The 22,132-nt window shown below is 79.0% G+C and carries 18 protein-coding genes; 7 read left to right on the top strand and 11 right to left on the bottom strand.

Annotated elements, in window-relative coordinates:
• The 3 genes from ACI8AB_RS22155 to ACI8AB_RS22145 all read right to left on the bottom strand — a co-directional run.
• Positions 1–1,153, bottom strand: a 1,153-nt coding sequence (locus ACI8AB_RS22155) for a DUF222 domain-containing protein (RefSeq protein ID WP_456951909.1), incomplete at its 3' end; no start/stop codon positions are given.
• Between the two features lie 72 nt (positions 1,154–1,225).
• The gene (locus tag ACI8AB_RS22150; protein ID WP_456951908.1) at positions 1,226–3,628 is read right to left on the bottom strand and encodes a phosphatase PAP2 family protein; all 2,403 of its coding nucleotides are present in this window, start codon (positions 3,626–3,628) and stop codon (positions 1,226–1,228) included.
• A 123-nt stretch (positions 3,629–3,751) separates the two neighbouring features.
• On the bottom strand, positions 3,752–4,666 hold the full coding sequence (locus tag ACI8AB_RS22145; RefSeq protein WP_456951907.1) for a hypothetical protein: 915 nt from the start codon (positions 4,664–4,666) through the stop codon (positions 3,752–3,754).
• A 216-nt stretch (positions 4,667–4,882) separates the two neighbouring features.
• Here ACI8AB_RS22145 and ACI8AB_RS22140 point away from each other — a divergent pair, with 216 nt between their 5' ends.
• Complete coding sequence (locus tag ACI8AB_RS22140; protein WP_387994017.1) at positions 4,883–5,554, top strand: response regulator; 672 nt, start codon at positions 4,883–4,885, stop codon at positions 5,552–5,554.
• A 39-nt stretch (positions 5,555–5,593) separates the two neighbouring features.
• On the opposite strand, the gene ACI8AB_RS22135 is transcribed toward ACI8AB_RS22140, so the two are convergent.
• From ACI8AB_RS22135 to ACI8AB_RS22125, 3 genes are all read right to left on the bottom strand, one after another.
• On the bottom strand, positions 5,594–7,243 hold the full coding sequence (locus tag ACI8AB_RS22135; RefSeq protein WP_456951906.1) for a GAF domain-containing protein: 1,650 nt from the start codon (positions 7,241–7,243) through the stop codon (positions 5,594–5,596).
• Between the two features lie 244 nt (positions 7,244–7,487).
• Positions 7,488–7,922 (bottom strand): pyridoxamine 5'-phosphate oxidase family protein, encoded by a 435-nt coding sequence (locus ACI8AB_RS22130; RefSeq protein WP_456951905.1) that lies wholly within the window; start codon positions 7,920–7,922, stop codon positions 7,488–7,490.
• A 256-nt stretch (positions 7,923–8,178) separates the two neighbouring features.
• Positions 8,179–8,670: a flavodoxin domain-containing protein gene (locus ACI8AB_RS22125; protein WP_456951904.1), complete on the bottom strand. Its 492-nt coding sequence runs from the start codon at positions 8,668–8,670 to the stop codon at positions 8,179–8,181.
• Between the two features lie 268 nt (positions 8,671–8,938).
• Here ACI8AB_RS22125 and ACI8AB_RS22120 point away from each other — a divergent pair, with 268 nt between their 5' ends.
• A complete protein-coding gene (locus tag ACI8AB_RS22120) occupies positions 8,939–9,916 on the top strand; it encodes a universal stress protein (protein WP_387994006.1) in 978 nt (325 codons plus the stop codon).
• 23 nt (positions 9,917–9,939) lie between these two features.
• On the opposite strand, the gene ACI8AB_RS22115 is transcribed toward ACI8AB_RS22120, so the two are convergent.
• Positions 9,940–11,001, bottom strand: a complete 1,062-nt coding sequence (locus tag ACI8AB_RS22115) for a TerC family protein (protein ID WP_456951903.1) — start codon at positions 10,999–11,001, stop codon at positions 9,940–9,942.
• Positions 11,002–11,181: 180 nt separating this feature from the next.
• Here ACI8AB_RS22115 and ACI8AB_RS22110 point away from each other — a divergent pair, with 180 nt between their 5' ends.
• Entirely contained in the window at positions 11,182–11,541 is a 360-nt protein-coding gene (locus ACI8AB_RS22110; protein WP_456951902.1) for a helix-turn-helix transcriptional regulator, read from the top strand.
• Between the two features lie 125 nt (positions 11,542–11,666).
• Positions 11,667–12,665, top strand: a complete 999-nt coding sequence (locus tag ACI8AB_RS22105) for a zinc-dependent alcohol dehydrogenase family protein (protein WP_456951901.1) — start codon at positions 11,667–11,669, stop codon at positions 12,663–12,665.
• 27 nt (positions 12,666–12,692) lie between these two features.
• Here the strand turns inward: ACI8AB_RS22105 and ACI8AB_RS22100 are convergent, their stop codons facing one another.
• Genes ACI8AB_RS22100 through ACI8AB_RS22090 form a run of 3 tightly spaced genes read right to left on the bottom strand, consistent with a single transcriptional unit; the run spans position 12,693 to position 15,001 of the window.
• Positions 12,693–13,295, bottom strand: coding sequence for an Rv1733c family protein (locus tag ACI8AB_RS22100; RefSeq protein ID WP_456951900.1), 603 nt, complete (start codon positions 13,293–13,295; stop codon positions 12,693–12,695).
• 3 nt (positions 13,296–13,298) lie between these two features.
• A complete protein-coding gene (locus ACI8AB_RS22095; protein WP_456951899.1) occupies positions 13,299–14,162 on the bottom strand; it encodes a universal stress protein in 864 nt (287 codons plus the stop codon).
• Positions 14,159–15,001, bottom strand: a complete 843-nt coding sequence (locus ACI8AB_RS22090) for a hypothetical protein (protein ID WP_456951898.1) — start codon at positions 14,999–15,001, stop codon at positions 14,159–14,161. Before ACI8AB_RS22090 ends, ACI8AB_RS22095 begins: the two co-directional genes overlap by 4 nt.
• Before the next feature lie 214 nt (positions 15,002–15,215).
• On the opposite strand from ACI8AB_RS22090, the gene ACI8AB_RS22085 reads away from it, so the two are divergent.
• On the top strand, positions 15,216–16,799 hold the full coding sequence (locus ACI8AB_RS22085) for a DUF4389 domain-containing protein (RefSeq protein WP_456951897.1): 1,584 nt from the start codon (positions 15,216–15,218) through the stop codon (positions 16,797–16,799).
• 358 nt (positions 16,800–17,157) lie between these two features.
• On the opposite strand, the gene ACI8AB_RS22080 is transcribed toward ACI8AB_RS22085, so the two are convergent.
• Positions 17,158–17,601, bottom strand: coding sequence for a DUF4383 domain-containing protein (locus tag ACI8AB_RS22080; RefSeq protein ID WP_456951896.1), 444 nt, complete (start codon positions 17,599–17,601; stop codon positions 17,158–17,160).
• 312 nt (positions 17,602–17,913) lie between these two features.
• Between ACI8AB_RS22080 and ACI8AB_RS22075 the strand changes: the two genes are divergently transcribed.
• Together ACI8AB_RS22075 and ACI8AB_RS22070 are read left to right on the top strand one after the other, a co-directional pair.
• The gene (locus tag ACI8AB_RS22075; RefSeq protein ID WP_456951895.1) at positions 17,914–19,056 is read left to right on the top strand and encodes a hypothetical protein; all 1,143 of its coding nucleotides are present in this window, start codon (positions 17,914–17,916) and stop codon (positions 19,054–19,056) included.
• 18 nt (positions 19,057–19,074) lie between these two features.
• Positions 19,075–22,128: an FtsW/RodA/SpoVE family cell cycle protein gene (locus ACI8AB_RS22070; RefSeq protein ID WP_456951894.1), complete on the top strand. Its 3,054-nt coding sequence runs from the start codon at positions 19,075–19,077 to the stop codon at positions 22,126–22,128.
• Positions 22,129–22,132: the final 4 nt, after the last annotated feature.

The raw sequence follows: 22,132 nt of genomic DNA, 5'->3' as shown, positions 1-22,132 counted from the left end.
GCTGGGCCGAGGGCTCGTAGTTGTCCGTCTCGGCCGGGCGGTCGAGCACCGCGCACTCGCAGTCGGCGTCGGCCGGGTGGTCGGCGCAGCCGGTGCGGACCAGCCGGCGCAACCGGTCGAGGGTGGTGGTGGCGCGCAGCGTGCCGTCGTCGTCGACCAGCGCCAGCGTCACCGAGCCGCCCTCCGGTGCCCGGACGCCGAGGGCCTCCAGTTGCTGCAGGAGCTCCCGGAGGTGGGCGGCGGTGATCGGCAGGCCGTTCACCGCCCCGGCCTCGCCGCTGCGGCCGGCCAGCGCGGCGAGGGTGGCGATGACCTGCAGGTGGGCGCTCACCGGCGGGCGGCCGGTCTCCCAGGGGCGTTGCAGCAGATCGGCGAGGACCAGGGTGCGCAGCTGCCCGATCGGCCGCTCGTCTCCGTCGGCCTTCAGCATCCGGGCGAGTGCGTCCACGACCGCGAAGCTGGCGGCGGCGACGTCGGGGAGGTCGGCGGCGAGGGTGGCCATGCCGTCGAACGGGCAGTCGTACAGCCGCACGTCGGCGTGCCGCTGCGCGGTCACCCTCCGCTGATCGATCGCCTCGGCATCGGCCTCGAGCAGCAGCGCCAGCGCCCGGTCCTCGAGCTTGCGCACCGTCAGGGACATGGCCTCCGGCAGCAGCCGGGCCTCGATCGTCCGGGCGGTCGCCGCGCTCGTGTGCTCCAGCACGTCGACCAGCGCCGTGGCACGCGCCTCGTCCAGCCGCCCGGCGGCCAGCGCCGCCCAGGTGCCGGGCAGGTGCGAGCGGTATGTCCAGGCGCGGTGGGCGAGGTGGGAGGCGGTGCCCCGGCCGACGTGGAGCACCACCGCCAGCTCGGCGGTGAAGAACTCCGACACCCCGGGCAGCTCGGCATCCGGCGCCCACGACCCCCGGCGGGCGCCCGGGGTGCCCGGCGCGGGATCGAGATCGGCCGGGGTGTCGTCGGCCAGACCCAGGACCAGCTCCGCCTCGTAGGCGGCGGTCATCGCCTTGAGCGCGGCCACCCGCTGCAGCTCGGCGGCCGCCTGCTCGTCCGACAGCAGCGCCACCGGCAGCCGGGGGATCGACACCGGCCGCTCCAGCAGCCGGCCGGCGAGCGCGCGCTCCACCGGCGAGACGTACTCGGCGACCTCCTCCACACCCCGCACGCTACGGCCGGGGTACGACAGTTCCCGCAGGTCGAGGACGTGCCGCGCAGCCGGCCCGGCCGGTCAGACGGACGCGGGGACGGTGGCCGGGTGGGACCGCCGGTCCACCGCGACGCCGACGGCGGCGGGGATCCAGACGGTCAGCGACCGGGTGACGAGGACGGCGACGCAGGCGGCGGCCGCGGACGTCCCGATGGTGCCGAGCAGCAGGAGCAGCACCGCCTCGGGGGCGCCGGGCAGGGCGGAGGCGGGCAGCGCGATCCAGACCAGGCGGAGGACGGCGTAGCAGCCGGCGACGGCGAGCACGGGGACCCCACCGCCGGCCGCCTGCACCGCGGCCGAGAGGACCGCGGCCTCGAGTGAGACGGCGAGGGCGACCCAGCCGAGGAGGGCCGCCTGCTGCCGCCGCGGGACCAGGCGGCGCACGGCGGTCGACGGGAGCGGCTCGGCGCCGCCGCGGCGGGCCGTCAGCTGTCCCGCGCCCACCAGCACCCAGGCGGCCAGGCCGGCGGCGGCCGCCGGGAGGACCGCGGTCGGGGACCGCCAGTCCGGGATCGAGCCGTCGACGGCGGCGAGCGCGACGACCGCCCCCGCCGCCACGGCCGCCCCGGCCAGGCCGGCGACCGCGGTCCGCACCGTCGCCGCGTGCGCGGTCGCCGGCAGCAGCCCGGCCCGCTCCAGCAGCCGGGCGCGCGCCAGGCGCTCGCCGTCGCGGCCGTGCACCAGGCCCACGTTCCGGGCGACCAGCGTGACGACGAGCGCCCGGCCCACCGACACCCGCCGGTCGGCGGCCCGGGCGACGGCGGCCGCGCGGGCCAGGGCCGCCGCGGCGGCCAGCAGCCCGGCTCCGCCCAGCCACCGCCACCCCTGCGCCCCGACGCTGTCGACGGCGGCGCCGACCCCGGCGACCACCACGGGTCCGGCGAACGCGACCGCGCAGCCGAGGGTCACGAGCACCCGCGCCACGGGCCCGGCGGGCGGGAACACCGGGCGGTCGGGGTCGGGCAGGTCCAGCCGGGCGTGCAGGGCGGCCCGCAGCGCGGCCAGGCGGGACGGCTCGGCGCGCAGCCGCTCCCGGGTCTCGGACGACAGCGCCAGCGGCGTCAGCGACGGCAGCGCCGCCGCGACGGCCGGCTCCCCGAGGACGTCGACCGCCGCGGCCACCAGAGCGACCGGGTCGCAGGGGGCCCCGGGTGCGGCGGCCAGCGAGGCCAGCAGCTCGGCGACGTCGACGGCCTCCTCGTCGTCGGTGGCGCCGGTCCGGGCGTTGCCGAAGTCGACCAGCCACGGCCGGCCCGCCGGGTCGACCAGCACGCTGGCGGCCACGAGGTCCCGGTGCGCCACGTTCGCGGCGTGCATCCGGGCGACCTCGCTCCACACCTGGTGCAGCAGCCCGGGGGTCCGCTCCGCCGGGTCCAGCTCGTCGAGCGGGCGGCCCTCGACGTACTCCTGCACGACGACGGCGTCCCCGGACCCGCCGCGGGCCAGCAGCACCGACGGCACCCGCACCCCGCGCCGCTCGACGGTCAGCGCGGCCACCGCCTCGTGCTCGGCCTGGTGCCCCAGCGGGGCCAGCGCGTCGGCGTCCTTCACGTCCCCGACGGCGAACACCCGCCACATCCGGTGCAGCCGGTCGCGCTCGTGCCGGTCGGGCTCCAGGTACTTCACGTACAGCCGCCGGCCGCGGTCGTCGACCGCCGTGAACGGCTGGGAGCTGCGTGCCCGCACCGCGGCCGGCGCCACCCCGGTGACCGGCAGCCCGAAGCGCCGCAGCACGGCCTCGACCCGGCCGGGCGGGACCTCCCGCGACGGCACCCCGAACACCCAGTGCACCAGCGAGCCGATCGCCCAGCCCAGCGCCACGCCCCCGACGACGTCGAGGGGCAGGTGGGCGCCCACGTACACGCGGGCGAGTGCCACCGACCACGCCAGCGCCCACGCCACCCGGCGTCCCCGCCGGGTCAGGTACGGGGCGGCGGCGGCGGCGAGGGCGGCGGCGACCGCCGAGTGGCCGGAGACGAAGCCGGCCCCGCCCACGGTGCCCTCGTGCAGGACCGCGCCGACCGGCAGGCCCGCGGGCCGTTCCCGGCCGACCAGCGACTTCACCAGGTCGGCGGCCAGGTAGGCCGCGAACCCGGAGAGGAGGAGGTCCCGCGCCGCGCGCAGGCGGCGGCACAGGACGGCGACCAGCGCGAGCGCCGGGACGGCGAGCACGTTGCCCAGCTGCATGACCACCCAGACCGCCGGCATGATGCCGGCCGGCAGGTCGTTGAACAGCCGGAACAGGTCCCGCTCGAGGGCGGACAGCTGTCCCCGCCGGGCGATCAGCACCCCCGTGCCCAGGACGACGAGCCCCAGGGCCACGCGCACCAGGTCGGTCGTCAGGCGCTGCGGACGTCCCCGTCCCCGGCCGGAGGGACCGGCACCGCGGCCCAGCTGCCCCGCGGGGACGGTCCGGGTGGTCACGGCCACAGTCCAGCGCCCCGCCCCCGCCCACGGGCAGGGTCCTCCGGCCCTGCCCGTGGGCGCCACCTGCGGGGCGCTGCCCACCGGCAGGCGGACACGCCTCGGCCGGCACCGCCGGTGCGGTCAGGACCAGGGGGCGTCGAGCGGGTCGACGGCCCCGTCGACCGGGCGGCGCGGGGTCGCCGGGACCGGGTCGGCGCTGACCGGCGCCCAGCCCAGCCGCACGAGAGCCTGGGGCGTCCCCGGCGCGTCGGGGGAGACGCCGGCGCACAGCGCGGCCAGCCGGGCCCGGACGTGCGGGACCTCGAGCGGCCGGCCGACCGGGTCGGTGGCCAGGCCGACGGCGGTCGCGGTGAGGAGCACCGCGCTGAGCGCCTCGCCCGCCCGCAGCCGGTCGGCGGGCCCGTCGCCGGCGGTGGTGAGGACGGCGAGGACGCTCCCCCCGGACCCGTCACCGGCGAGCCGGAGCGCGCCGCCGGCGAGGTCCCGCACCGGGACGCCGTCCGCCGAGCCGCGGGACCGCCCGCTCCAGGCGGCCTCCTCGACCAGCCGCACCACCTCCCGCCGGGCGCGGGGGGCGAGGACGGTGAGCCGCGCCGTCTCCCCGGCCGCGGCGCGCACCAGGTCGGCGAGCAGCTCCGCCGGGACGGGCCAGGGGGAGTAGACGCGCGGGTCGCTGCGGCGGTGCTCGACGGCCTGCGCCAGGGCGAGGTCGTCCGGGGCCGGCTCGGCGGGGGACACGTCGACGGCGGCGAGGTGTGCGGGGTGCGCGGGGTCGGGCAGCCGGTGGACGCACGGGGCCAGGCCGGCGGCACGCAGGGCCACCCGGAGGTGGTGGAGCGCGGCACCGCAGCCGATCAGCAGGTCCCGGCTCCGGGGGTCGGTCGCCGGCGGCCGCCGGGACGGGTCGGCGGACAGGTGGACCGACGTGCGCCCGATCCGCCAGCGCCAGGGCCGGGTGTCGTGCGGCGACGGCGCGCGGTCGGCCAGCGCGACGGCCGCGCGGGCGGTGGCGCGGTCGAGCAGGGACGACGTCACGGCTCCTCCGGGGTGGCGCAGCCGGCCCGGAATCGGAGGGAGGCGTCGTCCACGGCCCGACGCTCGCGCCCCGGCCGGACGGCGGTGAGGGCCGGACGTCCCCGGTCGGCGGGCCGGAGGTCGCCTGCGGCCGGGGGGACGGGACCTCCGACCCCGCGCCCCGGGTGGCCGGCAGGCCCTAACCTCGGACGGCGACCGCGGGACGGGAGGGCTCCGGTGGACACGGACACGCAGCAGGCGCCGATCGGGGTCTTCCTCCTCGACGACCACGAGGTGGTGCGCCGCGGCGTCGCCGACGTCCTGGAGAGCGACCCCGGCATCCGGGTCGTGGGGGAGGCGAAGAACGCCTCCGAGGCCCTGGCCCGCGTGCCCGCGCTCCGGCCCGACGTCGCGGTGCTGGACGTCCGGCTGCCCGACGGCGACGGCGTCTCGGTCTGCCGTGAGCTCCGCAGCCGGATGCCGGAGCTGCGGGTGATCATGCTGACCAGCTACAGCGACGACGAGGCCCTGTTCGAGGCGATCATGGCCGGCGCCTCGGGCTACCTGCTCAAGCAGATCCTCGGCGCCGACCTGGTCAGCGCGGTGCGCACGGTGGCCGCCGGCGGCTCGCTGCTGGACCCCGCGGCCACCACCGCGGTGCTCGAGCGGATGCGGCGCGCCGCGGAGCCGGCCGGGCCGCTGGCCCGGCTCAGCGAGCAGGAGCGCACGGTGCTCGAGCTCATCGGCGAGGGGCTCACCAACCGGCAGATCGGCGAGCGGATGTTCCTCGCCGAGAAGACGGTCAAGAACTACGTGTCCCACCTGCTGGCCAAGCTGGGCCTGGAGCGGCGCACCCAGGCCGCGGTGCTCGCGACCCAGCTGCGCGGCGGGACGCCCCGCCAGGGCTGACCGGCCGGTCGGGACGGCGGCGCCCGCCACCGCGGCCGGTCAGGACAGCGGCGCCCACCACCGCAGCCGGGTCCCGCCGTCCGGGACCGCCGCGACCTCGAGGCCGCCGCAGCGGCCGGTCGCCCGCTGCTCCAGGTTGCGCAGCCCGCTGCGCGCGGCCCGCGCGTCGATGCCCCGGCCGTCGTCGACCACCTCGAGCACCAGCTCGTCGCCGACGTCGAGGGTGACGGTCACGTGCCGGGCGCCGGAGTGGCGGGCCGCGTTGCTCACCGCCTCCCGGACGACGGCCACCACGTCGGTGGCCAGCCCGCCGGTGACGAGCGTGTCGACCGCGCCGGAGGTGCGCACGGTGGACTCCAGGTCGCCCGCGGTGCCGGCCACCGTGTCCAGCACCTGCCGGCGCACCCCGCCGTCGGGCTGGTCGACGGTGTGCAGGTCGAAGATGCTCGTGCGGATGTCGCGGACGGTGTCGTCGAGCTGGCGGACGACGTCGCGGATCCGGCCCTGCACCTGCGGGTCGGCGACCCGCGGGAGGACCGACTGCAGGCTCAGCCCGGCGGCGAACACCCGCTGGATGACGTGGTCGTGCAGGTCGCGGGCGATGCGGTCGCGGTCCTCGTAGACGTCGAGCTGGCGGGCGAGGCGCTGCCGGGCGGCGAGGTCGAGCGCGACCGCGGCCTGGTCGGCGAACGAGCCGACCAGCGCCGGCAGCGCGCCGTCGAACGCCGGCGACCCCGCGCGGCGGGCCGCGATCACGACCGCGGACTCCGCCTCCGTGCCGCGCAGCGGGACGCCCAGGCAGGGACCCCACTCCACGTGCGCGTTGGGCCCGTCGTAGGCCAGCCCGGTCATGTCGAGGGTGACGACCTCGCCGGCGCCGTCGCCCATGGCCTGCAGCACCGGGCTGTCGGCCACGTCCACCCAGGTCCCGGTGATGTCCCGCAGCCCGTCGCCGACCTGGACCCGGACCTCGTAGCGGCCCGCGGCGTCGGGGCCGGCCATGATCCACGCCGCCGCGGCGCCGGTCAGCTCGCGGACCCGCTCGGCGACGAGGGCGAGCGCCCGCTCGCCGGAGCCGGTGTCGAGCAGGCTGGCCCGGACGTCGGAGAGCGCGGTCGCCCACCGGCGGCGCTCCTCGGCCTCCTCGTAGAGCCGGGCGTTGTCGACGGCGACGCCCGCGGCGCCGGCGAGAGCGGTGAGCACCGCCTCGTCCTCGGGGGTGAACTCCCCCTGCCGCTTCTCGGTCATGTAGAGGTTGCCGAACACCGTGCCGCGCACGAGCACCGGCACCCCGAGGAAGCTGTGCATCTCCGGGTGGCCCGGGGGGAAGCCGACCGAGGCCGGGTGCTTGCTCAGGTCGGCGATCCGCAGCGGGTACGGCTCGGTGATCAGCTGCCCGAGCACGCCCTTGCCCTCGGGCAGCGAGCCCAGCGCGGCGGCGGTCGCCTCGTCGACGCCGACGTGGATGAACGCCGCCAGCCCGCCCTCCGGAGCCAGCACGCCCAGCGCTCCGTACCGGGCGTCGACCAGGTCGCAGGCGCTCTCCACGATGCGCCGCAGGGTGGTCTCCAGGTCCAGGCCGGAGGAGACCGACAGGAACGCGTCGAGCAGGTTCTGGATGCGCTCCTGGCTGCGGGCGACCACGGTCAGCCGGTCCTGCACCTCGTCGACCAGCTCGGTGAGCCGCATCCCGGCCAGGGTCGACCCGCCCGCGGGCCCGGGCCCGCGCGCTGACACCGGACCGGTCATGTCGGCACCCCTCACCGAGGCCTGACCTCGCCGGCCCAGACTGGCACGGGACCCCGGCCGGTGGTAGGCACCCGGCGGTCCCGCCCCGTCCCGCCCCGGCGGGGTCACACGGCGTCGTCCGGGGTCACACGGCGTCGTCCGGGGTCACACGGCGTCGTCCGGGGTCACACGGCGTCGTCCGGGGTCACACCGCCCTCCCCGGGACCGGGGCCGCCGGGGGCGCGGTCCGCCAGCCGCGCAGGACCCCGATGGTCAGGAGCACGAACCGGTGGCCGTCCCCGACCAGCAGCGGCCGGGGCCAGTCCCGGGCGCGGAGGGCGGCCGCGGTGGCGGCGTCGGTGACGGTCCGCGCCGGGCCCACGACGGTCACCGACCACTCGGTGTCGCCGTCGCAGCCGTCCACGCCGAGCACGACGACGGCGCCCCCCGCCGGCGGCAGGTGGTCGCTGTCCGGGGCCGCGGGGATGACCACGCGGTCCCCGTCGAGCGCGTAGCGGACCGGTGCGATCGCCGGCAGGGCGTCCCGGGTGAAGGCGAGGTGCCCGTGCGTGCCCCTGCCCAGCAGGGAGCGGCACTCCCCGTCGTCGAGGGAGGTGCGGATGGTCCCCGTACCCGTCACGTGCGTTCCCCGTTCGGCCTGCCGCGGGGGTGGCGCGGCCCCCACGTGCGCCCCTGCGGGCGCCGACTCCCCAGGTTGCCCTGCCGGAGGCGGGACCGCACCGGGGCGACGGTCCCGGACGGAGGGGCCGGGAGGCCCGGGTCGGCGGCCCGGACGGCCCTCCCGCCGGCCCGGTGCAGCGGCCGCGGCGGGTCAGGCACCGGACAGCCGCTGCGACGCCACGGCCGGACTGCCCGCGGCGACCGCGCCGGCGATCTCACCGGCCCACGACCGGACGGCGTCCCGGTCCCGGACGTCGCCGACCGGGGCACGCATCGCGGTGACCACCGCACGCTCGCCGGAGCCGAGCAGGGCCCGGGTCGAGCCGGCCGGGCAGGACCCGGTGGCCCCGCGGGGCGAGCAGCGCGGCCGGCGCGGCGGCGTCCTGCGGGTCCTCCGGCGGGTACGGCGGATCGCCGATCGGCCCGCTGGAGAACAGCCACACCGGCCGCCGGCGGAGCACCCCCGCGCACCGCACGGCCAGGTCCTGGGCCGGGGGGAGCCGGCGGCCGGCGTGGACGGCGCTGCCCGGCACCACCGCGTCCCAGGCGGCGGGGTCGGGCCGCGACCCGGCCGGCGGCGCCGCCGCGGAGAGGCCCACCGAGCGCCCGGCCGGGGACCCGCCCACGTCGCGGGCCAGGGCCTCGGCGATCTCCCGGGTCGACCCGTGCCGGCTGGCGTGGGCGACCAGGACCCGGGGCCGGCTCACCGTGGTCCTCCCCGCCGGCCGCCGGCGGCGGGGAGCACCGCGGGCACGTCGCGCGTCATGACGTCCCTGGTCTGCACGGCTCCTCCTCGCGGTCGGTGTGCCGGACGCTAGGGAGCCCGCGCACCCGGCCCCAGGGTCGGCGGCCGCCGTGCGGAGGGACGGAGGTCCCGGGACCCCGGGTCCCTCGCCCCAGGTCGGGCGGCGGCCGCGCGGCGCATCGTCGGGGCGCCCGCCCGGGGCGTCCCCGGGCCCGACGTGAGGACCGCCGATGGACGCCACCCCCCAGCAGCCCGGCGCCGGCGCGCCCGCCGTCGGCCCCGTCGTCGTCGGGGTGGACGGCTCGGTCCCGGCCCGCGCCGCCCTGCACGCGGCCCTCCGTGCCGCCGCGGAGCGCGCCGCCGGACTCCTGGTGGTGAGCAGTTTCGCGTCCGACCTGTACTGGCTCGGCGGCGCGGGCGTCGTGGTGCCGCTGGTCGACGACGTCCGCGGCGCCACCCGGCGGCTGACCGAGGAGCTGGTGGCGTCGGTCCGCGAGGAGGTCCCGGAGGCGGACGGCGTCCCCGTCGACGTCGACGTCACACCCGAGTCACCCGCGGCCGCCCTGGTGAGCCGGTCGGCCGACGCGCAGCTCGTCGTCGTCGGCAACCGCGGGCGGGGAGCGGTGCGCAGCGCCCTGCTCGGCTCGGTCGCCCTGCACACGGTCACCCACGCCCGCTGTCCGGTGCTGGTGGTGCACCCGCGGACCGACGAGCCGGCCGCCCCGCCGCGGGTCGTCGCCGGCTTCGACGGCTCCGCCACGGCGCACGCGGCCCTCGCCGCGGCGGTCGAGGAGGCCGCGCGGACCGGTGCGGAGCTCCACGTGCTGGCCACCTACGTCCTCACCGACTACTGGGTGGACCTGTCCTCGGTCGTCGTGCCCTCGCGGGACGAGGTCCGCGGCGACCTGCGCCGGCGGGTGGACGAGGCCGTCGACGGCGTGCTCGGCGGCCGGCCCGCGGACGCGCCGGTGCCGCGGGTCGACGTCGACGTGGTCGAGGGCGCCGCCTCCGACGTGCTGGTCGACCGGGCGCGCGACGCCGCGCTGCTGGTGGTGGGCGGCCGCGGGCGCGGGGCGGTGCGCGGGCTGCTGGTCGGGTCGGTGGCCCTGCACTGCGCGGTGCACGCCGCCTGCCCGGTCCTGGTCGTCCACCCCGCCGGCCGGCGCACCGGGGTCACCGTCGACGCGGGCGAGCCGGCGCGGGCGTGACCGGGCGCCCCGGGGGGCGGGAGTCACCGCCGCTCCCCGGGGGAGGGGCCGGACCCAGCCGCGGCCGGCGCGTCCGCGCGGCGGCGGCGCCACAGCGGCTCGAGAGCCGCGACCTCCTCGGCGGTGGCGGTCCGGAACGGCGGCACCGGCGGAGCGGCGACCGGACGCCGGCCCTGACCCCGGGTGGCCCGCAGGCTCGCGGCGACCGAGACGCCGATGATCGTGGTGATGACCGCGAGGCTGACCGCGGTCGGCACGTAGAACAGGTCCACCTTGAGCAGCATCTTGACCCCGACCCACACGAGGACCAGGGCCAGCCCGGTCTTGAGGTACACGAACCGGTGGACCAGGTCGGCGAGCAGGAAGTACATCGCGCGCAGCCCCAGCAGCGCGAAGGCGTTGGCCGTGAAGACGAGGAACGGCTCGTCGGTGACGGCGAAGATGGCCGGGATCGAGTCGACGGCGAAGACGACGTCGGTCACCTCGACGAGCACGAGCACCGCCAGCAGCGGCGTGGCCAGCAGGACGCCGTCGCGGCGGACGAGGAACCGCTGCCCGTGGTAGGCATCGGTCATCGGCACGTACCGGCGGAACCACCGCAGCGCCCGGGACCGCTCGGGGTCGAGGTGCTCGTCGCGCTGCCGGGCCATCCGCCAGCCGGTCCAGAGCAGGAACGCGGCGAACAGGTACAGCACCCAGTCGAAGCGCTCGACCAGCACCGAGCCGCCGGCGATGAACAGCCCGCGCAGGACGAGGGCGCCGAGGACGCCGAGGAACAGCACGCGGTGCTGGTACTCCCGCGGCACCGCGAAGTACGTGAACAGGACCGCCCAGACGAAGACGTTGTCCACCGCCAGCGACTTCTCGATGAGGTAGCCGGCGAAGTACTGCTGGCCGGGCTCGGCGCCGTGCGCCCACCAGACCCAGGCGCCGAAGGCGACGCCGACCGCCACCCAGGCCGCCGACCACAGCGCGGCCTCGCGGACGCCGATGACGTGCGCCCGGCGGTGGGCGAACAGGTCGACGGCGAGCATGCCGACGATGAGGCCGAGCACGGCCAGCCAGAGCCAGAAGGGGACGTCCACGGACAGCCTCCAGTCGGTGAGCACCAACCGGAGGTCTCTCCCGGCCCGTCTCGGGCCCGCTCCGCCGGACCCCTCCCACGGGGCCGTCCTGACGGCGGCAGCGCCACGGGGATACTCCCCTCCGCGAGAACCAGTGAAGCACGGTTCACCTGTCCCCGCCACCGGACCGAGGAGCAGCCCGTGACCGCGGACGCCCGGGCGGCGCGCCCGTCCTGGACCTTCCTCACCAACCACGGCCACGTGCTCCTCGCCGTGGCCGCCGACCCCGACGCGCGGGTCGTCGACGTGGCGGCCCGGGTGGGTGTCACCCCCCGGGCGGCCCTGGGGATCCTCCGCGACCTCGAGGAGGGCGGGTACCTGACGCGCCACCGGCACGGCCGGCGCACCCGCTACGAGATCCGGCCGCACCAGCACTTCCGGCACCCCGCCACGGCCGCGTACGAGGTGGACGCGCTGCTCGCCGTCTTCGCCCGGGACCAAGGTCCGCCGGCGGGGGGACGTCCGGCGGCGGACCCGCCCCCGGGCCCCGGCGGAGGGTGACGGGGTGGTCGCCGGCCTCGGCGGGTCGCCGGTCGCCCTCGGCTGCGTGCCCCGGGCCCGGTGCCCCGTCGTCGTGGTGCACCCGGGGCAGGTGCCGGCCGGGACGACGGTCTGAGGAGGCGCGGGTGCGGGCCTGGGTGGTCGGGACGCCGGCGCCCGTGGACGCGGGACCGCTGCGCCGGGTGGAGCGCGAGCCGCCCGTCCCCGGCCCGGGGCAGGTCCGGGTCGCGGTCAGCTGCTGCGGCGTGTGCCGCACCGACCTGCACCTGGCCGAGGGCGACCTGCCGCCGCGGCGGCCGGGCGTCGTCCCCGGGCACGAGGTGGTCGGCAGCGTCGACGCGCTCGGGCCCGGGGCGGCCCGCTTCGCGCCCGGCGACCGGGTCGGCGTCCCGTGGCTCGGCCGCACCGACGGCAGCTGCCGGTTCTGCCGCCGCGGCGACGAGAACCTGTGCACCGACCCGCGGTTCACCGGCTGGGACCTCGACGGCGGCTACGCCGAGGCCTGCCTGGTCGACGAGCGCTTCGCCCACCGGCTGCCCGAGGGCCTCGACGACGAGGCGGCCGCGCCGCTGCTGTGCGCCGGGATCATCGGCTGGCGGGCGCTGCGCTGCGCCGCGGTCCCGCCCGGCGGCCGGCTGGGGGTCTACGGCTTCGGCGGCAGCGCCCACCTGACGGCGCAGGTCGCGCTGGCGCAGGGGATGCGGGTGCACGTGCTCACCCGCGGCGCCGCCAACCGGGCCCTGGCGCGGGAGCTCGGGGCGGACTCCGTCGGCGGCCCGGCCGACCCGCCGCCGGAGCCGCTGGACGGCGCGGTGCTGTTCGCGCCGGCCGGGGAGCTGGTGCCGGTCGCGCTGCGCGCCCTGGACCGCGGCGGCACGCTCGCCGTCGCCGGCATCTGGCTGTCCGACGTGCCGCCGCTGTCCTACGCCGGCGAGCTGTTCCAGGAGCGCCGGCTGCGCAGCGTCACCGCCAACACCCGCCGCGACGCCGAGGAGTTCCTCGTCCTCGCCGCCCGGCTGGGGGTGCGCGCGACCACGACCGCCTACGCCCTCGACGCCGCCCCGCGCGCGCTGGCCGACCTCGCGCACGGCCGCTTCGCCGGGGCCGCGGTGCTGCACGTCTGACGCGCCGGGGCGCCGGGGCGCCGGGGGTCAGGGCAGCCGGAAGTGGTCGGCCCACAGGGGCCCGACCTCGGCCCACTCGCGCTCCCAGGCGCGGTCGCGCGCCCGGCCGGTCCAGGCGCAGACCGAGGCGTGCGCGACCGCCGCCGTGGCCAGCCCGAGCAGCAGGGTCAGCACGCCGCTGGTCACGCTGACCACGGCGACGTCGGTGGCCTCGATCGGCGGGCCGGCGCGCCCGCCGCCCGGACCGGTCCACACCGGCACCGTGGCCCCGGCCGGCGTCCCCGGCGCGACCGGCACCGTGTCCTGGCGGGTGCCGCCGTCCGGGGCCTCCCACCGCGCCGGCGCGGTCGCCCGCAGCGACGTCGGGGAGCCGGGCAGCACCTCCGCGTCCTCGAGGACCACCGCGGGCACCTGCTGCCGCTGCGCGGCCTGGCGATCGGCCAGCGCGCCGGTGTCCGACGCCACCACGCTGCCCACCGCCAGCGCCACCGGCACCACCGCGACGGCCAGCAGGACGCTCGCGAGCCAGGAGACCAGCTCCACCCGGTCGGCCGTGCGGGCGCCCGGGGCGAGGCCGCGCCGCACCAGCGCGCGCAGGTACCCCGGCGGCGGGGCGGCGTCGGGGGGCACGGGTCACCTCGCCGGCGCGACGTCGGCCCGGCGCCGGCGCGCGTCGTCGGGTCGCGGCGGGGGAGGGGCCGGCACGACGAGGACGGGGCAGCGCGCGTGCCCCGCGACCGCCTCGACGAGGGCCGGGCCGGCCGGGGTGCGCGGCCGCCCGAGGACCAGCAGCCCGGCGTCCCGGGACAGGCGCACCAGCGCCGGGGCGGGATCCCCCTCGCGGACGTCGACGGTCACCGGCACCGCCGGCCAGCCCTCGTGCACCCGGGCGGCGTGCGTCTCGACGAGCCGGCGCTCGGCCTCCGCGACGGCCGCCGGGACCGCCGCGCCGCCGAGGGCGCCCCCGCCGGGCCACGCGTGCACCACGCGCAGCGGGCAGCCCCGCGTACCGGCCTCGAGGGCCGCCGCGGCGAGCACCGCCGTCGTCCCGGCCGTGCCCTCCACGCCGGCCACGACCTCGCTGCCCCCGGTGGCGCCCGGGGGCACGGCGAGCACGGGGCAGGCCGCGGACGCGAGCAGGTCCCGGGCGACGGGGCCCAGTCCACCGGCCGGGGGACCCGTGCCGAGGACCAGCACCGCCGCCCCCGCGGACTCCTCGCGCAGCACCCCGGACGCGGGACCGGTGCGCACGACGGTCCGCACCGGGGTGGCGGGGGCGCGGGCGGTGAGGTCGCGGCGCAGCACGTCCAGCCGCGCGAGCGCGCGGTGCCACGGACCGTCGTGGGCGCGGCCGGGGTCGTGCGCGCCCTCCACCGCGGCCACCAGCAGCAGAGGGCGCAGCTCGCGGTGCGCCCGGTCGGCGGCGGCCGCCGCCACCGCCGGCGCGGAGCGGTCGGGGCCGACCGCGGCCACGACCGGGGCCAGCCGGGAGGTCACACCCACGTCGTCCCCCCGTGGCCGTCGGGGACCGGGCGGCGGGGCGTCGGCGCCGGGAGCGGGGCCCGGCCGGTGCGCAGCACCACCTGGGGGTGCGCGTCCCAGCTGAGCGCCGAGCGCAGCTGGGTGCGGGTCACCGGGACCTCGACGAGCCGGGGGAGCGGCTCGCCTCCCCAGCCGCGGACGGTGAGCTCCAGCAGCACCCGCTCCAGGGCCTCGCCGCAGCGCAGCCACGCGCGCAGGTCGTCGCGGTGCGTCGCGAGCACCACGAGGGTCCGGTCGGTGTCCGGGGCGGGGCCGCGGCCGGCCTGCTGCGCGAGCCGGGCGACCAGGCGCAGGTGCTCCTCGCGGGTGACCGGGACGAGCACCGTCTCCTCCGCGGCGGCCGCGGCGACCAGGAGCCGGAGCACGTCCTCGGGGACGCGGTCGGCCTCGAGCCGCCGGGGGTCGGCGTGGCCCCGGCGCACGGCGGGGGCGAGGGCGGCCAGCACCGGGTCCGGCGGCCCGTCGACCGGGCGGAGGACGGCCACCACCCCCGGGTCGGTGGGGTCGGGCAGCCGGTCGACGCGGACGGCGGACCCGGCCGCGGCCAGCGCGACCCGGGCGTCGAACAGGGCCGCACCCACGCTCCGCGCCCGGGCCCGGCCGACGGGGTCCGGGACCACGAGCTGCCGGGGGAGGTCGGCGACCAGCTCCAGCCGGCCGGGGTGCAGCACGGCGCGCCAGGGCCGGGTGCCGTGCACGGAGGGGGCCCGCCCGGCGGCGTCCGCGGCCGCCTCCAGCGGAGGGGGCGGGACCCGGGGAGGCGGCAGGTCCGGGAGGGCGGCGCGGCGGGCCATGGTGCGGCTCCTCGGGACGGTCGTCCCCCCGAGCCTGGCCCGTGCGGGCGCCGCCGTCCGGGGCCCGCGGTCCCCGGGACCACCGACCAACGTCCCCGCGGCCGACCCGCCTTCGCCCGTGTCCCCGCGGCGGCCCGGGGGGCGAGGCTCCGGACGGCCGCCTGCGCCGGGGAGACGACCCCGGGCCGCCGCGGCGGTGCGGAGGAGGTGCGTCGTGAGCGAGCACGTGTCCCCGGGGGCGGGACCGCCGCCCCCCGCCTACCCGGTGCGGGTCGACGGGGTCCTGGACCCGCCGCTGTCCCGCGGGCTCTGGCTGGTCAAGTGGCTGCTGCTGGTACCGCACCTCGTGGTGCTGGTGTTCCTGTGGGCGGCGGTGGGCGTCGTCACCGTCGTCGCGTTCTTCGCGGTCCTGGTGACCGCGCGCTACCCGCGGCCGCTGTTCGACTTCACCGTGGGCGTGCTGCGCTGGACCTGGCGGGTCCAGCACTACGGCTACTCCGCGCTGGGCACCGACCGGTACCCGCCGTTCACCCTGGCCGACGTGCCCGGGCACCCGGCCCGGCTGGACGTCGTGTACCCGGAGCGGATGTCCCGCGGCCTGGTGCTGGTCAAGTGGCTGCTGGCGCTGCCGCACTACCTCGTGCTGGCGGTGTTCGTCGGCGGCGGGCTCTGGTTCGGCACGGGCGACTGGGACGGCGACGGCGTCTGGAGCGAGGGGTGGGCGGCCGGTGGCCTGGTCGCGCTGCTGGTCCTCGTGGCCGGCGTCGTCCTGCTCGCCACCGGCCGTTATCCCCAACCACTGTACGACTTCGTCCTCGGCATGGACCGGTGGTCCCTGCGGGTGACGGGCTACGTCCTGCTGCTGACCGACGCCTATCCGCCCTTCCGGTTCGACATGGGCGGGACGGATCCCGCCGCGCTGCCGGCGCCGGCCGCGGCGCCGCCGGTCCCCGCCGGGCAGGCGCCTCCCGCGGGCGCGACGGCGGCCCCCGTCGCCGCGCCGGCGACCAGCCGCTGGACGGCCGGGCCGGTCGTGGCCGTGGTCGCCGGCGCGCTGCTCGTCACCGCCGCGACCGGCCTGCTCGCCGCCGGGGGCAGCCTGCTGTGGGCCGACACCACGCAGCGCGACGGCGGCTTCGTGACCTCGGAGCCGGCCGCCGTCGACACCGCCGGCCACGCCGCCGTCAGCCAGGGGCTCCTGCTGCAGGGCGACGGGACCGACTGGGTGGTCGACGAGCTGCTGGGCACCGCGCGGGTGCAGGCCACCGCCACCGGACCCGACGACGAGCTGTTCCTCGGCCTGGCCCGAACCGCCGACGTCGACCGGTACCTGGGCGGCGTCGCCCGCGCGGAGGTCGAGCCGGCCGAGTCGGGCTGGTGGTCCGGGGACGAGTGGGCGTGGGCCGTCGACGCGGAGGCGGGCGGGTCGCCGCCGGTCCCGCCGGAGGAGGCGGGCATCTGGACCGCCTCGGCCGTCGGCACGGGGTCGGTGACGCTGGACTGGCGGCCGGACGAGGGCGACTGGACCGTCGTGCTCATGCGGACCGACGGCGGCGCCGGCATCGAGGCCGACGTCCGGGTCGGCGCCACCCTGCCCGGGCTGACCTGGGTCTCCGTGTCGCTGCTGGCGGTGGGCGCGCTGCTGCTCGGCGGCGGCGTGCTGCTCGTCGCGCTCGGGGCGCACCGGGCCCGGCCGCTGCCGCCGTCCGGCCCGGTGCCGGCCGCGGGGCCGCCGGTCCTGCCCCGCCCGCGCGGTGCCGAGCCGGAGCCGTCGCCGACCCGCACCCGGCAGGACTGAGTGCGCACGGCGACGCCCCCGCCGGGCTGCCGGCGGGGGCGTCGTCCCGGAGCCGGCGGTGGAGGTCGCCGGGAGGGCCGCTCGGCGGCGGCGCCCCCACAGGAACCAGGCCGCGGGACCCACCCGGTCGACGGCGGTGACCGCCGCCCGCACCGCCCGGCGGCCGTCGACCCGGTCGGGGCGGCGGCGCGGGAGGTCGGCCCACGCGGCGACGGCCAGGGACACCTGCACCGAGGCGAGGCCGTCGAGCACGCCCTGCTCCCGAGGGGTCGGCCCGGTCCGGCCCCCGCGCCCGCTCCCGGCTCGTCGTGGCGGCCTCCTCGTCGGGCGCGTCCCGGCCGGTGGTGGGGCGGGTGCCTCACACCCCCGTCGTCCGGCGGCCGACGGCGGCCCGCACCGGGCCGAGGGCGATGGCCAGGCCGACGGCGGCGCTGACCGCGTGCAGCCAGTTGTCGGCGGCGTTGATCGCCAGGAAGTCCCAGGTCTCCCCGATGGCGATCAGCCCGTACACCAGGGCGGCGCCGTAGCCGACGGCGAGCAGCCACCCGTAGGTGCGCGCGAGGGGCAGGGAGCGGGCCAGGGCCAGGCCGGCGACCCCGATGGCCAGGTGGACCAGGTTGTGCAGCGGGTTGACCTCGAAGCCGAGCAGCTCGTCGCCGGTGTGGGCGGCGAAGTCCTCGAAGCCGGTCACGAACCAGCCGGCGACGCCGGCGATCGTGTAGACGGCACCGACGACCAGGGCGGCGACCTGCGGCCACGTCCAGGCCCCGGGCGTGCCGGCGGTGCGGTCTCGTGCGGACATGGGGTGCCTCCTCGGGACGTCCGCGGTGAGGTCCCCAGTGCGCCGCCGTCCGCGGGCGGGGCGGAAGGGGAGCAGGTCACCGGGAGCGGGGACCTCGGTCGCCGCGCGGGCGGTGCCGGAGGTCCCCGGGCACGCGGGGCGCCGGGGACGCGCCGGGTCCCGGGCGCCGACGCGCCGGTCCTCCAGCGCGACGCGCCGGTTCCGGTGCGACGCCGTGCGGCGACCCGGTGACATCCGGGGGCTCCGTGCACCAGCCTGAGCGGGCCGGACCCGGAGGACATCCTGAGCACGCGGATGGGCGGGTGACAGTCAGTGGCAGACCTGACGATCGAACGGGCGTCCGGGGGCCTCGACGACGGCTCCGCGCCCCCTCCTCCGGCCCAGCAGCGGCCGTCCGGTCCGCCCCCGGTCCCCTCCGGCGGGGTCACGCTCGCCCGCCTGCTCGCCCTCGCCCGGCTCACCTCGCCGCAGGCCCTCGAGCTGTCCGCCGGGGTGCTGGAGCAGGCGGCGCAGCTGCCGGTGCCGGACACCGGGGCCGGCAGCCGCGCGCTCCTCGACCGGCTCGCGGTCGGGACCGACGGGCAGGTGGCCCTCCACCCCTCCGCGGCACCGACCGGTCCGGCCGTCGCCGCGGTCCTCGCCGACGTCGCGGCCACCGCCCGGTCCCGTCCCGGCGCGGCGGAGGCGGAGGACCCGCTGCTGGACGCGGTCGACGCGGCGGTGGCGGCCCTGCCGGACGCCGGCGTCCCTCCGGTCGCGCGGCGGGTCGCCGAGGCCGCCGCGGCCATCGACCGCGGCGCCGTCCGCGCCGAGCTCGGCGCGCTGGTGCGGTCCATCGCGGCGGGCGGGCCGGTGGGCGCGGCCGCGTCGGCCGCCGTCCGCGGCACCGTGTCGCGCCCGGTCCGGCGCGAGGGGTCCCGCAGGGCGCGGCGGGTCGGGGCGTGGCTGCTCTCGGTCGTCGTGCTCACCGCAGCGGTCACGGCGGAGGTCGTCCTGCTGCGGGACGAGATCGCCGCCGACGTCGAGGTGCTCCTCGACGCCGGGCGCAGCGGCGTCGAGCCGACCGCGGAGCCCGAGCCCGACGGCGTGCCGATCCCCGCGCCGGCCCCGGCCGCGGCCGGCAGCGTGACCGCGGTCGACCTGCGCGGCCTCGACGCGTGCGAGCCGGGGCAGCCCTGCACCGTGCGGGTGCAGGTGCGGCTGGTCCCCGGGACCGCGGAGCAGCGGGTGAGCTGGTCCTACCTGCTCGTGGACCGCTGCACCGGCGACAGCTCCACCGCGCCGGGCGGCACGGTCGCCGTCCCGCCGGGAGGGGAGCGGGCCGAGGCCCTCGGCGTGGTCGCGCTGCCGCCCCTGCCGGCCGTCGCGGTCCTGGCGGTCACCGACGCGCCCGCGACCGCGGCCTCCGCGCCGCTGTCCGTGGGCTCCTGCCCACCCGAGCTCCGCACCCGCTGACCCGACGGGAGTGCCCGCATGCGCTACACGGTGCCCGCCGGCCCGCCGGACGACGCCGCGAGCAGTCCCCCGGCGACCCGGCGGTGGAGCCGGCGCCAGCGCCGCGTGCTGTGGGCCGTCCCGGAGGGCTCCCCGCTGGAGCCGGGCGGGCTGACGGCCGGCGACGGCGGACCGGGCCGGACCCGGGAGGAGCGCCGGGAACGCCGCAGCACGCTGTTCGACCTGCTGGCCGTGGTCGCCGCCCTGGCGCTGGTCGGGCTGGGGCTGGCCAACCTGTACCTGATCGGCGCGCACGAGCTCGCGCTGCGCCAGGGCCTGATCGCCGCGGGGGGTGTGCTCGCCCTCGCGGTGTTCTGGCGGGTCCGCGTCCGGTACCTCGGCGTGCTGGGCTGGGTGTCCTACGCCGCGGCCGTCGTCTTCCTCGTCGGCGTCCTCACGGTCGGGGTCACGGTCAAGGGCGCCACCCGCTGGTTCGTCCTCGGCGCGGTCACCTTCCAGCCCTCCGAGCTGGCCAAGCTCGGGCTGCTGCTGGTCCTCGCCGCGGTCCTCGGCTCCGGACGGTCGGCCTGGCGGCGCTTCGGCCCGGCCGTGCTGCTGGCCGCCGTGCCCATCGGGCTGACGCTGATGCAGCCCGACCTCAGCACGACGGCGCTGCTCACCGTCCTCACCGCGTCGATGCTCGTCCTCGGCCGGGTGCCGGCGCGCTTCCTGCTGCCGCTGGGCGCCGCGGCCGTCGTCTCCGCGCCGCTGATGATCAGCCTGATGCAGCCCTACCAGCTGCAGCGCCTGGGCACCTTCCTGGTCGGCGCCCACGAGTCGCCCACCGGCTCGGGCTGGGCGCTGCGGCAGGCGCACATCGCGGTGGCCTCCGGCGGGCTGACCGGGCGGGCCGGCGACCCGCTCCGCGAGCTGCGCGCCCAGTACCTGCCCGAGGGGCAGACCGACCTCGCGCCGGCCAGCCTGGTCGGCCAGTGGGGCCTGCTCGCGGGCGCCGGGGTCGTGGTCGCCGTCGTCGTCCTTGTGTGGCGGCTCGCGCTGGCCGCCCGCCGGGCGCGCACGCCGCAGGCCGCGCTGGTCGGCGGCGGCCTGGCGATCCTCATGGGCGTCGAGACCGTCGTCTCGGTGGGTGCCAACCTCGGGCTGCTGCCCCTGGCCGGCGTCCCGTTCCCGCTGCTCAGCTACGGCGGGACGGCGCTGGTCGTGCACCTGGCCGCGATCGGCGTCGTGCTGGGCGTCCGCCGGGACAGCGTCCGCCGGCGGCTGTGGGCGGCGCCGGGCCGGCGCAACCCGCGCCCGCGGCTGCTCCGGCTGGCCGCGGCCGCCCTCTCGGCGCTGCTGGTCGCCTTCGGGCTCTACGGCTGGCGGATGCAGGTCACCCGGGGCGAGGAGCTCACGCTCGCCGGCGAGGAGCAGATGACCCGCTGCATCCGGCTGCCCGCCCCCCGCGGCACCATCACCGACCGGCACGACGCGCCCCTGGCCGTCGACGCCGCCGCCGCCGGCACCGGCGTCGACCGGGTGCTCGCGGTGCCCGCCCTCGTGCGCGACGACGCCGCGGCCGTCGAGCGGCTCGCCGTCCTGACCGCCCGCCCGCCCGCCGAGCTGCAGGCGCAGCTGGACGCGGCGGAGGCCACCACGCTGTCGCTGCCGGTGGCCGAGGTGCCCCGGGCCGTCGGCGACACGATCGCCGCCGCCGGGATCACCGGCGTGGTCGTCGTCCCGGAGCCCCGCCGGTGGTACCCGGAGGGCGCGCTGCTCGGCCCGGTCCTCGGCTTCGTCGGCGTGGCCACGCCCGAGGCGGAGGAGCGCTGGCCCGGCCTGCCCAACGGCGAGGTCGTCGGCCGGGCCGGCCTGGAGCTGGAGTACGACGCGGTGCTGCGCGGCACCAACGGGCGGCAGTGCGTGTACGTGGACCCGGCGGGCGTGCCCGTCGCGCTCGCCGGCCGCGTCGAGCCCGTGCCCGGTGCCGACCTGCGGCTGGCGATCGACCTGGGCCTGCAGCGGCAGCTCGACGCCGGCCTGGCCGCCGCCCTGCGCGCCCAGCCCCGGCCGCAGGGCAAGATCGGCGCCGCCGTCGCCATGGACCCCCGCACCGGGCACGTGCTGGCGATCGCCAGCGCCCCGTCGTTCGACAACAACCTCTACGGCCCGCCGGCCGACTCCGCCGCGCTGGAGGCGCTCGCGTCGGCGCCGGGGTCACCGACGCTCGAGCACGTCACGCAGGCGGTCGCGCCGCCCGGGTCGACGTTCAAGCTCGTCGTCGCCGCGGCCAACCAGGCCCACCGGGTGTGGGACCCCGACCAGGTGATCCCGACCGGGGGCAGCTACACCTACGGCGGGCACACCTTCGGCAACTGGCGGCCGATGGGGCCGATGGACCTGCGTGAGTCGATCGCCATCTCCAACGACGTCTACTTCTACAAGCTCGCCGTCGCGCTCGGCCCCGAGGCGATGATCGACACCGCGCAGTCGCTCGGCGTCGGCCGGCGCACCGGCATCGACCTGCCCGGCGAGTCCGCCGGGTACCTCGGCACGCCGGAGTCCGTGGAGGCCGACGGCGGCACCTGGTACGGCGGGTCCACCGTCATCCTCGGCATCGGCCAGGGCGAGATCACGGTGACGCCGCTGCAGAACGCCCGGTGGACCGCCGCGCTCAGCACCGGGTCCCTGGTCACCCCGCGGCTGGGCATGTCGATCGGGACGCAGGGGTCGCACACCGCCGTCCCCACGCCGGCCCCGACCCCGCTGCCGTACGCCGCCGAGCTGGGCCCGGTCCGCGAGGGCATGCGCGACGCCGTCACCAGCGGCACCGCGATCCGGCTGGCGGGCCTGCCGGCCCCGGTCGGCGGCAAGACCGGCACGGCCCAGGACGGCGGGCTGCGCGACGACGAGTACGACAACTGGCTGACCGTCGCCACCCCGATGGACGCCCCGGAGATCGTCGTGACGGCGATGGTGCAGGGGCCGGGGACGGGCGCCAACAACGCCAAGGACGTCGTGTCCGCGGGCCTGCGCCACTACCTGGACCACCGAACCGACGTCCTCGCGACCGAGCCGGTGCAGGCCCCGTGACCGG

Source organism: Geodermatophilus sp. SYSU D00698 (genome assembly GCF_054050335.1).
The sequence above is the reverse complement of the archived record's forward strand: the minus strand, read 5'-3'. Positions and strand labels throughout refer to the sequence as shown.